This is a genomic window from Psychrobacter aestuarii (assembly GCF_904846035.1).
GTDB lineage: Bacteria > Pseudomonadota > Gammaproteobacteria > Pseudomonadales > Moraxellaceae > Psychrobacter > Psychrobacter aestuarii.
Genome location: NZ_CAJGYT010000001.1, coordinates 1,144,522 through 1,159,565, shown reverse-complemented (window position 1 = coordinate 1,159,565; position 15,044 = coordinate 1,144,522). Strand labels below are relative to the sequence as shown.

The 15,044-nt window shown below is 50.4% G+C and carries 12 protein-coding genes; 6 read left to right on the top strand and 6 right to left on the bottom strand.

All coding sequences use genetic code 11. The annotated features are described in order from the left end of the window. Positions 1-2 precede the first annotated feature (2 nt). Entirely contained in the window at positions 3-1,043 is a 1,041-nt protein-coding gene (epmA, locus tag JMW05_RS04760; protein WP_406947454.1) for an EF-P lysine aminoacylase EpmA, read from the top strand. A 24-nt stretch (positions 1,044-1,067) separates the two neighbouring features. Here the strand turns inward: epmA and JMW05_RS04755 are convergent, their stop codons facing one another. Further along, the gene (locus JMW05_RS04755) at positions 1,068-1,706 is read right to left on the bottom strand and encodes an NAD(P)H-binding protein (RefSeq protein ID WP_201504231.1); all 639 of its coding nucleotides are present in this window, start codon (positions 1,704-1,706) and stop codon (positions 1,068-1,070) included. A gap of 223 nt (positions 1,707-1,929) precedes the next feature. Between JMW05_RS04755 and JMW05_RS04750 the strand changes: the two genes are divergently transcribed. After that, a complete protein-coding gene (locus tag JMW05_RS04750; RefSeq protein ID WP_201504230.1) occupies positions 1,930-2,277 on the top strand; it encodes a hypothetical protein in 348 nt (115 codons plus the stop codon). An 82-nt stretch (positions 2,278-2,359) separates the two neighbouring features. Here JMW05_RS04750 and JMW05_RS04745 read toward each other — a convergent pair whose 3' ends face one another. The 5 genes from JMW05_RS04745 to JMW05_RS04725 all read right to left on the bottom strand — a co-directional run bounded on the left by JMW05_RS04745 (position 2,360) and on the right by JMW05_RS04725 (position 6,625). Beyond that, on the bottom strand, positions 2,360-2,812 hold the full coding sequence (locus JMW05_RS04745; RefSeq protein WP_201504229.1) for a YaiI/YqxD family protein: 453 nt from the start codon (positions 2,810-2,812) through the stop codon (positions 2,360-2,362). Beyond that, a complete protein-coding gene (locus JMW05_RS04740; RefSeq protein ID WP_201504228.1) occupies positions 2,812-4,029 on the bottom strand; it encodes a 5-(carboxyamino)imidazole ribonucleotide synthase in 1,218 nt (405 codons plus the stop codon). Before JMW05_RS04740 ends, JMW05_RS04745 begins: the two co-directional genes overlap by 1 nt. Before the next feature lie 383 nt (positions 4,030-4,412). Further along, complete coding sequence (purE, locus tag JMW05_RS04735; protein ID WP_201504227.1) at positions 4,413-4,955, bottom strand: 5-(carboxyamino)imidazole ribonucleotide mutase; 543 nt, start codon at positions 4,953-4,955, stop codon at positions 4,413-4,415. Between the two features lie 55 nt (positions 4,956-5,010). After that, positions 5,011-5,961, bottom strand: a complete 951-nt coding sequence (locus tag JMW05_RS04730; protein WP_201504226.1) for a metallophosphoesterase — start codon at positions 5,959-5,961, stop codon at positions 5,011-5,013. A 46-nt stretch (positions 5,962-6,007) separates the two neighbouring features. After that, positions 6,008-6,625: a rhomboid family intramembrane serine protease gene (locus tag JMW05_RS04725; RefSeq protein ID WP_201504225.1), complete on the bottom strand. Its 618-nt coding sequence runs from the start codon at positions 6,623-6,625 to the stop codon at positions 6,008-6,010. A gap of 307 nt (positions 6,626-6,932) precedes the next feature. Between JMW05_RS04725 and JMW05_RS04720 the strand changes: the two genes are divergently transcribed. The 4 genes from JMW05_RS04720 (at position 6,933) to JMW05_RS04705 (ending at position 15,002) form a co-directional block, all read left to right on the top strand. Continuing rightward, positions 6,933-8,462, top strand: a complete 1,530-nt coding sequence (locus JMW05_RS04720) for a hypothetical protein (protein ID WP_201504224.1) — start codon at positions 6,933-6,935, stop codon at positions 8,460-8,462. A gap of 364 nt (positions 8,463-8,826) precedes the next feature. Continuing rightward, a complete protein-coding gene (locus tag JMW05_RS04715) occupies positions 8,827-10,404 on the top strand; it encodes an OmpA family protein (RefSeq protein ID WP_201504223.1) in 1,578 nt (525 codons plus the stop codon). Positions 10,405-10,539: 135 nt separating this feature from the next. After that, positions 10,540-11,805, top strand: a complete 1,266-nt coding sequence (locus tag JMW05_RS04710) for a type VI immunity family protein (protein WP_201504222.1) — start codon at positions 10,540-10,542, stop codon at positions 11,803-11,805. Positions 11,806-12,122: 317 nt separating this feature from the next. Next, on the top strand, positions 12,123-15,002 hold the full coding sequence (locus tag JMW05_RS04705; RefSeq protein WP_201504221.1) for a contractile injection system protein, VgrG/Pvc8 family: 2,880 nt from the start codon (positions 12,123-12,125) through the stop codon (positions 15,000-15,002). The last annotated feature ends 42 nt before the right edge of the window (positions 15,003-15,044 follow it).

Below are 15,044 nucleotides of genomic sequence, written 5' to 3'. Positions count from 1 at the left end.
CAATGACTGCAACCAACATCCAAAACAGCAAAACCCAAAACACCGATACCGATACTATGCCCAGCTATGCGCCCACGCAATCGCTGGCGATGGCGCAAAAACGTGCCGCGATGATGGCGCAGATACGCCAATTTTTTGCGGCGCGGGATGTGCTGGAGGTGCAAACGCCGCTACTATCCAATGCGGGCAATACCGATACGTTTTTGCAGTCGGTGTGCGCGGCGGTGACGTATCAAGATAAACCGCAGACCTATTATTTGCATACTTCGCCTGAGTTTGCGATGAAGCGGCTGCTCGCCAGCTGGCGCGTGCCCATGTATCAGATTTGCCCCGTGTTTCGTGATAATGAAATCGGCTCGCGCCACAATATCGAATTTACCATGCTTGAGTGGTATCGCCCGCAGTATGATTTGGACGCGCTGGCGGATGAGCTGAGCGCGCTGTTAAGTACGCTATACGGTCACGCCGTCAGTGTACAGCGTTATCGCTATGTTGATGCTTTTATGGATACATTGCAGATTCATCCACTGACCGCGAGCGTGCAAGCGCTGGAAGCCTGCGCCAAAAATTTAGGGCTGATGGGGTTTGATTTTAATCAATCGGGAATGGACAGTGAGGACGTGCGCCAAAGCTGGCTCGATTTATTATTCAGTCACGCGATTGAGCCGCATCTTGGGCATGACATACCGACGTTAATCGTCGACTATCCGCCCGCAACGGCAGCCCTCGCAAAAACCGCAAAGGACGCCGAGGGCAATACGGTTGCCAAGCGTTTTGAGCTGTACATTAACGGTATTGAGATTGCCAATGCTTATGATGAGCTGGCAGATGGCAAGGCGTTGCGTCAGCGTTTTGAGCGCGACAATGCACTACGGGTGCAGCACAACTTGCCCATCATGCCGATAGACGCGCACTTACTCGCCGCGTGCAATGATTTGCCGCCTTGTAGCGGTATTGCGGTAGGGATTGACCGCTTGCTGATGGTGCTTGCAAACGAAAAGGACTTACAAGCCGTCATCAGTTTTCCAAGCGGCCTGGCGTAGTGCTTACTTTGCTTTTACGATTGATTAGACAATACCAATCGCTTGCTCAATCGGTGTTTTACCATTTTGCATAGCGAATACTTGCTTATAGGTATTTTCAGCCGTCAGTATGCCTGCCAAGGTCTCCGCCACATCGCTAATGGTGTTGCTGCCTGCGTCATCACTGTTAATGTCAATCTGATGCGTTGGCGCGTCTTCGGTTAATGAACCAGGCTGCACGATGGTGTAGTCCAAGTTGGTACGGTGAATCAAAAAGTCATCCGCGTAATGCTTAGCGATGTAATAATCGGATAGCGCTTGTACCGATGGCGCGTCCCATTTTGAGGTGTCGAGCGAGTAGACCGCGCTTAGCATGATATAGCGTGAGATGCCTTTGACTTCTGCCACTTGCATGGTTTTGACTGCGCCGTGCAAATCGACTGCCAATACGTCCTTGCCGCCCGAGCCTGCGGTAAAATAAACCGCATCAAAATCTTCAGTAATCTGTGCTGCAATGTCTTTATTGCTCGCGGATAAATCCAAATCCAGCTGGGTGTAATTGTCATTATCAAACAGTGTGTCTTTATCGCGCGTGGTGCCCGTCACTGTGTGTCCTGAGTCTAGTAATTGCTCGGTCAGTTTTTGACCCACGCGTCCACTTGCGCCAATGACTAAAATATTCATAATAGTGTCCTGTTTGTTATATATCGGTTTTATTTGATGTGCTTAAAATCGACCTATAGCTTAACAGACCCACGTTATACATACAGTGAGGATATGTAGGGGAGCTTTAGGAGTTCGATACATTGTGTAGCGGATTTGCAAAAAGTCGGTTGGACTATAATACGAGGCGCAAAAATAAATTTTGAGCGTATGCTATAGGACATAGGTTAAGATAGGACAAACAGTGAACAACAGCGTCTATAGAAAGTATGTATTAAGGGCATTACTCGTATCGGCTGTGGCTGTCTTATCTGCTTGTCAGGACAGTCCATATTGTGTGTTAAACGGTTCAGTTATTGACGATGGTATTATCGGTACTAAAAGAAGCGATGTGCTGTCAAAATTTGGAAAACCCAAATGGTCTGATATGGGGGTAAAGGGCTTTGATGAGTTTGCCACTTCTAAAGACGGCAAAGACTATGCGTTGATTATTAGATATCACCCCACTAATAATACCCGCTATGTCTCAAGCCAAAAATGTATCGCTGCTAATCCAAGATTAGAAATATTTGGGCACATACTTTGGCATTGATAAAAGTATTGTTCAACAATCAAACACAAAAAAACCGCCATCAATAGACAGCGGTTTTTTTATATCAAATAGCGAAGTTACGTTAAGGTCGCACCAAACGGTTTAAGCCATCGGCAAAGGCTTTTTTGTCACGCTCGCCGTAAGGCTTTTGCGTGCTCATCTCACCAAGCTCCAGCACGCCTGTGCCGCGCATGGTGTCCATAAAGTCGCGCATGTTTAGCTTTTGCTTGATGTTGCGCGCATCATAGACGACGCCGTGCGTGGTCAGTACCTGTCCACCTTTTTCAATGACGTCATTGGCAAGCGGAATGTCATTGGTAATCACCAAGTCTTTGGGTTCGACATGCTCGGCAATGTAGTCATCCGCCTTGTCAAAGCCATGCGGGACGACGTGCATGGCGATGACGGGCGATTTGCGCAGTTTGATGGTTTGATTGGCGACAAAGATGGTTTCAACCTGCGTGCGCTCGGCGGTTTTAATCAGCAGCGCCTTAGCAATTGCTGGCACGGCATCGGCATCGACCCAGACGCGCATTACTTTTTGCTCTCGCTTTGTTTTTTATCCAGACCGACCTTGTTGGGCAATACGGCAACCAGTTTGCCAAGTGCCTTTTCTAAATCGGTCACGTCATTGGGCATTAGGGTGATGTGCGCGATTTTGCGGTCAGCGCGCTCAGATTTGTGGTAGCTGTGGTAGTGCGCGCCATCGATACTGAGCACGTCGCTGATGCTCGGGTATTCGCCCAGTACATTGACCATAATCGAGGGGTGCACATTGTCCGTATCGCCGAGTGGCAGATCGACCACCGCGCGGATATGGTTTTCAAATTGGCTGGTCACTGCGCCTTCGATGCTCCAGTGTCCTGAATTGTGCACGCGTGGTGCGATTTCGTTAGCAAGCAGGCGGTCGTGTCCGCGCGCGTCTTTACTGACGAACAGCTCTAGCGCCATCACACCGACATAGTCTAGATGGTTCATGATGGTGGTAATGGCGGTTTGTGCCTGCCCGAACAGTTGGCTCGTGCCCACCGCAGGCGCGTGCGTTTTAGCAAGGATGCCTTGGTGGTGGTGGTTTTCAACCAAGTCGTAGCAGCGGATTTGTCCGTCTTGAGCACGTGCGGCGATCATAGACACTTCGCGGCTAAAGTTAATAAAGCCTTCGGCAATCAAGGGCGCGGGCGTCGGTGTCAGGCTGCCTTTGCCGCTGACCGCATCTTTGAGCGCTTGCCATGCGGGAGCAATGTCGCTGGTCTCTTTGATGACGTACTGACCTTTGCCGTCATAACCGCCACGGCTGGTTTTGAGCACAATCGGTAAGCCCAGTTTTTGACAGGCGGCGTCTAATTTTGCTTTGCTGCTGACCGATTCAAAAGGTACGGTAGCGATGTCTAAATCATTAAACATCTGCTTTTCTTTTAAGCGGTCTTGTGCCACTTCAAGGGCGATGGGCGGCGGGAACATGCCTTTTTTCTGCCCTTGTTTGGATAAGGCTGAGAGCTTTTGTACCGTATCGGTCGGAGTATTTTCAAACTCAAGGGTAAACACGTCGGCTGTACTGATAAAATCATCGAGCTGCTCGCTGCTATACACCGTGCCGTAAAGGCTGGCGGGGCAGTCGGCGTTGTCTTCTAAAAACACACAGCGATAACCGAGCGGCAAAGCGGCTTGCGCCAGCATCATACCGAGCTGACCACCGCCTAAAATCCCGATGGTATGAATGGTTTGGGTCGTTGGATAAGCGTTGGAGGTCATGAGTGCCCTTTTGATGAATAACGTGTGGTGAATAAAATCAGTCGTACAATGATAAAAATAAACGTCAAAAAATTGCTGGCAGTTGCCGCAGCGTTTGCCAAAAAACAGAAAAAGGTGCACCGTATGCACCTTATTCCTAGTAAAACCTATCTAAAAACAAATAGCAAGTCAAGAATATTAGGGCGTGTCTTCAATGTAAACGCTTAAGGCTAAATGGGCTAAAAATGGCTAAATTATCGGCAAACGGTGTCAAACAGCGGGTCAATATCTTGATATTATCTGCGCTGTTTTCCTTGTTTGCCTGCAATTTATCTCATTTTTATCACCATTTTTAAAATGAAGTCACGCCCTAGCTGTTTGTGCGTACACTCAATCGCACGCCATTAGGTGTTAATAATGCCAGGGGTTGGGCTGGCTAAAATGGTTTCGGTTTGCGTTTGACGCATGGTGTCGAGCTTGGTAGCGATGTCCTCATCATGAAGTGCGAGCATCTGAATGGCAAGCAGCGCTGCGTTATACGCGCCCGCCGTACCAATAGCCAGCGTACCGACCGCCACACCTTTTGGCATTTGTACGATAGACAATAGGCTGTCCCAACCGCTCAACATCGATGATTTTACAGGGACACCGAGGACAGGCAGCGGTGTTTGGCTTGCACACATACCTGGCAGATGCGCGGCGCCGCCTGCGCCTGCGATGATGATTTGTAAGCCGTTGCCTTTGGCGCTTTTGGCATAATCAAACAGACGGTCAGGCGTGCGGTGGGCAGAGACGACTTCGCATTCAAAGGCAATGTCAAAATCTGCGAGCAGCTGAGCGGCGGCGCTCATGGTCGCCCAATCGGACTGTGAACCCATGATGATGCCGACTTTGGCTTGACCATCTGGAGAAGGGATAGGGGCGGGTTGTGCGGCGGCTGTGCTCATGGCAGGATATCCTAAAAATAGACCATCATACAAAAGTTTTGCCCATGCCGTAAAGTCAAGTTTGCCCGTGCTCGTGCTGAATAAAGTTGTCCGCGTGTAACGGCAGCGGCGCGTCGGTATCGAGCTGATAGCAGGTCAAATAACCACTGTCCGCAGCGGCAGAATAATCGGTGCAAATCACCTGACTGCTGAGCGGCACAGGCGCGCCCGTTAGCCAATAGTGCCCGACGAATACAGGCTTGTCGGTATGCAGCGCAAAATCAATATTACACGCCATCGCATCCGCTGGAATTTGCGCCAGTTCGCGCTTGGGCGCGCGCGCAATCTCGTGGATACTGCGCGCTTGTAAATCATCAAGCCACCAGCGTACGCGCACATGCTTTCGCGTCGTGCCTTCTTTATCCACCATCGTGATGCCCTCAGGCAGCGGCGCTTCTACGCCTTTCAGCACCCTTTCAAGCGCATCGTATTCGGGCGAACCATTCTCGGAGGTTGCGACTAATGCTTGATAGGTCAGGGTGTTTTTTTCAGTCAGTAGCAGCTGTAGCACCGCCATACTGCGCACATCCCAGCAAGCATGGACAAAGCAGCCGTACTCGGTCTCAAGCCACAGCGGCAACTCATACAGGCGCGCCAGCCAATAGTGATGCTCCCAAGAGCCGATGGGCGCTTCGTCCAAAAATGCTTGATGCTGGCGAACATGCGCATCCGAGTGCGAGCGCAGATAGCGCGTGCTGTCCTCAGGATGCGGCGTGGCAAAGGCCAAGGCATTGTATTCATGGTTGCCCATCACCGCATCGGCAACGCCTGCATCTATCATCGCAAACACAATTTCAAGCGTCTCAAGCTGCGCGGCACCTCGGTCAATCAAATCGCCAATAAACAGCGCCCGATGTCCGCTTGGCGGCGCAAAATGCGTACCATCATGCACATAGCCGAGCTGCTCAAGCAAACCTATCAGCTTATGCGCATTGCCATGAATATCCCCAATCACATCGACAATCATAAAGCGGCAATCCTCCGTCGTTAATGGTATGTACGTTCAGCGGCATCTAGCCAAAAGGATTGAGCAGCGCGCCAAAAAAGTGCGGCAAAATCTGCGGACGCAAAACAATCGTCGCCACCACTCCGAACGCGCCGCCCCACAAATGCGCCAAATGATTGATGTTTGAGCCGCCGCGTTTATTGGCATAAATGCTATACGCCACGTACGCTATCGCAAAAACAATCGCGGGTATCGGCACAATCGCGAACAGATAAATGCTCTCCCACGGCGCAATCAAAATAAAGGCAAACAGCACCGCCGATACACCGCCAGATGCGCCAAGGCTCAGATAGCTGGCGTTATCCTTATTTTTAATGTAGCTCGGAATCATCGCCACCACGATGGCAAACACATAGAACAGCACAAAGCCGTAGCCGAACACAAACGGACGGTACAAGCCCTCAATCACGCGTCCAAAGAAGTACAGCGTAAACATATTGAACAACAAATGCATGCTGTCGGCGTGAATAAAACCATGCGTGACAAAGCGGTCCCATTGTCCACGACTGACCGCAGGTGGGTAAAAAATCAATCGATTGAACAGCGTCTTGTTTTGCCATGCTGCCAGACTGATAATAACGGTAATAATAATGATAAGCGTGGTGTGGTTTAACAAAAGATACATCCTTAACTCAAGCGGATAGCGCTCAGCAAATAAAACATAAAATACCGTCAGTTACTAAGTATCAGTGAACAATTATCTTAATTATATTGGGTAAAAACCACAATTGGCATACTGTATCATTTACATACACATACAAATTAGTCGTCATTGAGACTGTCTGAAATATATTAATATAACAAACATAAATAGTGTGTTGTGTCTGATACACCTAGAATAACCACCATTAAGCATGTCGCACCGCAGGGACAGCTCAGCGGGTATCACAGCGTACTGCAATTTTTACACCACTATTGGTTAAGGATGCCTCATGAGCCTCATAGATCGACTCAATCAAACCGTCACACCTGCGATATTGGGTGCGACAGCGACCGACGCACAAAGCGACTTGCTAGAGCAGTTTTATGCCATTTTAATCACCCGTTTGGCGCAGCCTGAGATTCATGCGCAGCTGCTGGCGGACAATGCGGCGGCGACGGGTGCACCGATTCTATTAGAGCAGCTGTGGCAGCAGCCCGACCAGCGCGCGCTACTTATCCAAGAGCTGGCAGATGCGCATCATGTGGATGCCAAGAGTACCGCGCAGCTGCTTATCAGTGCCGCACATTTGGGCTATCAAGAACTAAAAAGCAGCGCCCAAGACATCCATTTGCCCACTTATCTCACCCCTGAGGCCACCAATGTGCGCGCGTATTTGCCTGCATGGAGTGCCACCGTCATCGCACCGACTGTCGCCGTGGTCAATCAAGACCCGCTAAATGCGCCGACCGCCGACTTGTATGACAATCATGCCTTGCCCAATGCGACTGTGCCGACAGGTCAGGCGCTCGATAATCCCAATATTCCTGTCATTGTGGACAAGGATACGCCTGTGGCTGACGAGGTGGTCAGCAGCGCCATTCATGCAAGCCCGCTCGACCACCGCAGCCCTGAATCGCGAGCCGAAGTGCGTGCGCGCAACCAGCGTAATGATTTGATGATACGTTTGGGACTGCTCGCTGCGGCGATTGCCGCGATTGGTCTGATTTGGGCGTTCGTCTATCACGAAGAGCCTGAGCCCACGGTGACGCCTGTGGTTGCCACGCAGCCTGCGCCGCCACCTGCTGAGGCAGCCAACTTGACCCCTGCTGAAGTCATGGTCAGTGTGGATGACGCAGGCAACTTATACAGCTGTACCGCCACAGTGGGCGACACCGGCCTGCAAGAGAATCTTATGCAAGCGGTGACCAGCAGCTTTGGTAATCAGTCCAACCTGTGTAATATCACTGTGCAAGACGGCTTTGCCACCCAGCTTGAGAACATCAATGCCGCGACCTTGCCTGAAGTCTTTAACGTCATGAAAAACACCCCATTTTCGCGCTTGATGATACAAAATGGCAGCGTCTCTATCGAAGCGCCTGACAATGTCCAGCTGCAACAGTTGACGGGTAATGTACAAAGCCTATGGCCGACAGTCACCATCACTCCCGTTGCGCCAGTGGCTGCGGTCGCACCGCCACCGAACACCTATGATGAGACTTATAATAATGGCGGCTATACCGCTATGCCCAACAACACCATGCCAAATACGATGCCCAATAACGGCGCGCCCATCACCAGCAACAACAACGTGATTACCAATGTGCCGCCACAGTCGCAGCAGACACCAACGGTGGGCAGTAGCGCACAGCAAAGCAACACCACAGGCGTGAATATGCCGCAGCAAAGCAGCCAGCCCGTTGCCAATCCACAAAGCACAGGCGGCTCTACCAGTGGCGGCATCTCGCCTGAAGAAGCCGATGCGATGGCCAACAGCGTCATCCGCGTAGACCCCGCCACAGTGAATAACACCGCGCAATAAGCAGACATCGACGCACCGTGATACCATAAAGTACAACAACGTATCACGGTGTATCTTCTGTGCGTAAGTATCGCCTAGGATATTGGTCAGACAATGTCAGATAGGCAGCGCGCTTACTTGTTCGCATAAAATGCCAGTCGCGGCTGATGCTGTATTACCAAACATCAGCATTTATACAACATCGCAGTACTGACGCTAAAAACACGCGCGTCTTATAATAACAATTTTCAGCAAGCCACCAGCCCGCTTCAGTCACCTGCCACGCGCAGGTCAAAAAAACCTCATGGTCACGATAACGACAAACATAACGATACTGACCGCCATGAGGGTGCTGGCACGTTTGCCCTTTTAAGGAGAGTTTTGGATGGATATTATCAGTCACTTGACCCGAACGGTCACCCCTGCCGTCATCAGCGACGAGGCGCATACCCACGAGCATGCCAACATGCTGGAGGCGTTTTATGCCATATTCGCCGCACGTCTTGCCGATGAGGGCACCTACAACCAACTGGCGCATGACAACATTGCGCTGGATGACAAGTCGCTGGTCAGCCGTATTTGGACGGACAAAGCGCAGCAAGAACAAATCACCGAAGAGCTGGCAAGCCACCACCATTTAGAAAAAGAAGAAACCCGTGCGCTGACGGCGGCGGCGGCGCCATTGGCGTATCACGAACTGCACAGCCTTGCAGGCGCGACCCCTGTGCCTGAGTTTTTGCACAACAATCACAGCCGCTATGAGCCGCATATTCCTTTATGGGCAAGTGCGCTATTGCCCGCAGCGACCGTAGCGGCGGTACACGATGCTGAGCCTGTGAGCGCCGCGCCAATTGGCAATGAGAACGCGCGCGAAGGCAGCTTTATGAAAGCGCTGTTGCCGATTGTGGGACTGATTATTTTAAGTGCCTTGGCATGGGCATTACTAAAAGGCTGCCAAACCGACCCTGAGCCAGTGGGTATGCCGATGCAGAGTGAGCAAAGCGCAGAGACAGCAGCAGATACTGCCGATGGTGCGGCGGCAGACAGTACCGCACAAAACGCGGTCGCCATGCCTGTGCCTGCTTCGCTGCGCATCGCGACAGGTACGGGCAGTAGCCTATATGCGTGCCGTATCAATGTGGGCGACGCTGCGCTACAGTCGGCGATTATAGATGAGGTGGGCAATGTATTTGGCGATGAAGTGGGTCGCTGCCAAGCCGATGTTGACGATTACTATGCCACCGATATGCCTGCCGCTGAGCAGTTGATGTCTGTCTTGCCCATCATCAAAAGTGTGCCCAACGCCACCATGTTGATTGAAGGCGATACCATCACCATCAACGCCCCTGACCAAGCAGCGCTGGATAAGATGATTGCCGATGTGCAATCTGTCGCTCCAGCGATGCGCGTTATCGCCGCGCCGCCGCTTGATGTTGATGCGGCAGTCGCAGAGAGTATCGATGCCAGTAGCACCGCGCTTGATAACCTTAGCGAGCCACCCAATCCACGTGATGTGGCGCGTGCACTCAGCATGCAGGTGATTAACTTTGCGGTGGATGAGGCTAAGATTCCTGATGCCAACAAGCCGCTACTTGACCGTGCTGTCGCCCTAATGCAGCAAGTGCCAACGATGAGCCTGATGATTATTGGGCATACCGATAAGCAAGCCTCGGCAAGCTACAATATGCAGCTGTCAGAAAAACGCGCGCAAGCGGTCAAAGACTATATGGTCGCCCAAGGTGCCGATGCCAGTCGTCTCATGACCAAAGGCATGGGCGAGACCGACCCCGTGGCGGACAATGCCACCGAGCAAGGGCGCTTTCGCAACCGTCGTATTGAATTTACCATTTATGATTCAGCGATGAGCGAAGGTAATGGCGTGAGCCTCACTGCTGGGGATAGCGGCGATGTGAATATGCAAAATAACAGCCTTGATACATCAGACAGCACCAGCGCACAGTAATCTTTGCGCGCTTGGCGACATGATTGATAAATATAAAAAACCGCCGATAAGGCTAACCTTATCGGCGTTTTTTTATATTTATCTCATTATTTTTAATAAAAAAGCATGTATGGAAACAGAAAAAAGGAAGCAGCCGTGCCAACAGGTATAGAAAATTATAAAGACGAGTTTGAGTATTTTGATGCCAGTCTGGGTGAGGAGGAGCTTACCGTATTGTCGGTGCAGCTCGAAGCGTGCTTTTTGTTTTGGGACGGGCATACCGAGGCAGTCAGGCAACAGCTAAAGTCTTGTATTAAAGCCTATATGGCGGTGTTTGGTGACCACGTCACTTGGGGCTTTGAGCCTAAAAGTTGGCGCGCAAAACCAATAGACAAACTGCCACGCTTTCAGCAGCACTTAGATAACCATGCCCATATCGATGACTGTATTGAATGGTTTGTTGCTAGCGGTAGCCCTGATGCGCTCAATGAAAGCTTTGACTATAGCGTTTTTTGTTTAACTGCTCGGGGTTGGCAAGTTCAAGACACAAGCCAATTACGTTTTAGAATCCAGCGAGAAAATCTGTATGACCCCGTCATGAGAAAGGCGATTATTCAACTGTTTAATCACTGTATTGACTGTTTAAACCCTTACCGTGCGACGATGGGCTGGGGTTCGGCGTTTGGTTATGACAAGGGTCGAGTAGGTATCGACATCCTTGACCAAGCACACTGCTTTTTGGGTATAAATATCTATGATGTTTGGGACAAAGGACAGTTAAGACAAGGTATCAGAAGTATTGACTGGTGGACATATATTAGTGATGAGCTCGCAGAGCGCGTCGGCGGTATGGTGGTTTTTAAAGCGCAAGTATTGGCTAAAAAAGTAGTCAATCAACCCTACGACAAAGGTATTTTACTGATCGCAGCCGACGAGCCCCAGCTCTTGCCCAGTGATGGTAGAATCCCAACAGACTATATCAACATCAACACACTGACACGTCCTATGCGTAATGGGAATTACGGCTCAATCGGCAATGGCTATGACATGGGCGTAGGTAATCAAAGCTTTAACAGTTACTTTACTGATTTATGGATACGCCGCTTTGATCATCCCAAACTGTGGCGGCAACTACCACAGCCTATCGACAACCAAACGCGCAGCCAACCAAATATCGATATCGTGACGTTAAAGACAGGCGATGTCGGTCAAATCAGCGGTCGCTATCGCTACGAAAATGAATACGACCATGTGCGCGGCAACCCTGTACACGTCGAAGACCCGTACAGTACCATCAATGACTACCGTCAATATGTGGTGCTACTAAAAGGTGATATTGCCCCTTACTATATTCAAATGGATCAACACGGACACATGGAAAAAAATGTCTCGATAGCATGGACACTGTTTGAAATATTATAAAGCAAGCTACAGATCATCGAGTATAAAACTGCCGATGGCTTAATTGTCATTGGCGGTTTTTTATGTGTAGTAGGGTAATGACATGTATTGTGGTATCTACTTACTGATACCGTTAAGCCTTCTTTTATCAGCCAAGAATAGTGTGAAGCTATTGTTCATAAAAAGAATTTTTATAGACAAAAATTCTTTATTAATTCAAAAATCTCCTTATATTACTTGACAATATTTCAACATTTTCTATAATTCTGAGAACCTTTCTTTTTAGTCTTGCTTATCATTTGGTCGACTTGATGATAAGTCATCAGGACACTTCCCTTATGTTACTCAAAGATACCAAGCTGCATTACCTTGATATCAAGCACGATACGCTTGCCGCCGATGTGTTTGCCCCCGTTGCGTTTATCAGCACGCATGAAGTGAATGCGCACCAATCGACAGACATACTTGTGTTTAGTTACGAATTTTTGGATAGGATTGATTGTCTATCAATTGTTGGCAGTCAGGTGTGTTTGTCCACGAGAGCAGCGGCTTACATCCCTGTGACGCGTACGGGCATTGTACGTGGCGTCCATTATCAATACTCAGATGGCGCATTGCATTTTTACCAGCTGTCCGTCGTCTCCCCTGAATGGCTATTGACCCAATCGGTGCACACACGCAGCTTTTATGACCAGTCGTGTCTAGACATCGCGACCAGCGTATTAAGCGGTTATGACTTTACTTGGGAAGTGGGTGACGCGCTTGCTGCTGTAGACGTATTGCACCAATCCTATCCGCTACGCACCCAGCTCAATATGAGCGATTGGGAGTTTTTAACAGGCTTGTTTGCAGATTTGGGGGTGATGTTCTATTGGGTCGCTGCCCCTGATGTGGACACGCTTGGCTATTGGCGTATTACCCATACCATGGACAGTAATGAACAGGGTTTAATCTATACTTACGGTCATGCGTCTGTACAATCAGGACAAGACACGCTAGAGGACATGCAATACATCGCCAAGCGTTTGGGGGCTCAGCAAGTCACGGTACGCGCTGATGGACTGGCAGCGGATACGGTCTTTGAAGGCAGTGCCAGTGATGATGGCGAATTGAATGACGGGGAATCTATTATCTTACTGGCGACCCCATCACGGGTAACGAATGATGACATGGCAAGCGCCCTTGCTACACAGTGGGTCGCTGCCAACAAAGCACACCGAGAGGCGCACTATATCAGTGGCGGACTGCGGGAAATGGCCGTCGGTCAACACGTCAGCATACAGATACCCTACATGGGCAATAACCTCTCAGGCTACTGTCTGCGCGCACAAATCCTTGGTATCGAGCCTGATGACGACAGCGTCTCCTACCAGCACCAAAGTATGATTGAAACTTGGCTGGATAGCGTCACGCGACAGCAGCCCATACCCAAGCACGCCTATCAAAGTGCGCGTCACAGCGGCATTTGGGTATCGGCAAAGCTGCTCAATGATACTATTCCTTATACCCCTTATCCCAGCCCTCAAGCCTTTGCCCATCGTCATTATCAAGGGCTCATCCAAGCACGCACAGGGCAGAGCGCTGACCCCAGCTACCAAGCACCCGTCACCACAGACGGTCTGCACCAAAGCATCACCACCCCTGCCTATTCAGGCATCAGCGAACACGACGCAGGACGCACACCACCACTGCGCCAACTGCAACTGTCCTCAGGCAGCACTCATGGCTGGCAGTTTGCCGCCCGTGATGGACAGCCCGTCCTACTGAACCACTGGTACGGTGATACCGACAGTCCCATTATCCAGCGCGCACTCTATGACGGTATCGGTATGGGGGACAATGACGAGCGTGACATCACTGTAAGCAGTATGAATCCCGCACACCGTCACAATACCCAAGGCGGCGTCTCTCCAAGATGGCATGGCGCAGGTCTTGGACACTCACAGGTTAATGACGATGACGGACATAGTGGCTGGGTATCTGGCATCGCCCAATATGGATTAAGTGCTGCCACAGAAACGTGGCTTGGCTTTGACGACACTCCAAACCGTCTGGGTATCCAGTGGAGCGTCAACACCGAAGCGCGCGCTAATGCCACAGACCCAAACAACAGCAGCATTGCCAGCTACAGCCCGCAGCAGCATAGTATTGAGCTTGGTGTATTGCGGCATCGCTTTAGCAACCACCAAGCGGCAGAGAGCGGACAAGGCTTTAAAGTCGTCACGGACAACAGCTTACAACTAACAGCACAGCAAGGCGTCCTCTTATCCACCTTTGGCATTCGTCACAGTCAGACCGAGCACGAGTCCGCGTGGGTCAATGACGCAGGACAGCAGCAGCTTAAAATCAGCACCGAACTGTCTACCACTTATCAAGACGCCAAACAAGCACACCTGCAAGACCCAAGCGCCCTACAAGCTGCCACCAGTGTAACCGATCGCTTTAAGACTGCCGCGCAAATTATGGATGAGCGTCTAAACACCGAAGTCATGGGCGCCGCCGATGTACTGATGGTCAGTCGTGACAGCATCTACAGCGCAGCGAGCAATACCCTAGCCAGTGCCCACACCATCATCCGTCAGTCTGGCAGCACGCAGTCGGACATGATTGCGGGCAATAGCCGTATGGCTGCCGATAGTATCAGCTCGCTATCAGGGGTGGGGGGTCAAGCAGAGAAGTCAGGCTGGCATATGAGTGCCAATACAGGCGCGCTTGCGATACAAGCGCAGGGCGGAGAGCTGCAACTGCACAGCCAAGCGGCGATGACCATTGGCAGTGAGGCAGGACAAGTGAATCTGGCAAGTCCAAAGCGAATCAAGCTACAGACCAAGGGCGGGGCGTCTATCACGATCGATGACAGTGGGGTGAAGCTGGTCTGCCCAGGGGAGATTAAGGTTAAGGCGGTGAAGAAGAGTTTGGTGGCGGGGATGAAAGCCAACTACGCATTACCAATGATGCCTGAAACCATACCACTCTTCAGTAATAAGTTCGATGTCTATGACTTGTTTTATCAATATGACTTCAAAGATATTGAGTTTCAAATACGCCGTCCTGATGGTCAGCTGATTGAAGGGGTGCTTGATGAACACGGACGTACAGCGCCTGTCATCAGTGACAAAGAGGAGGAAGTAGAGGTCTTGATTGGCTTTAAAGATGCTGATTGGGGACTCTCTTATATTCCAGAAGATGATAGCGACGAGTCAGTATCTTCGACATAGATTGCATCTTCATAACCTCTTGATTAAAAATATAGTTTAAAG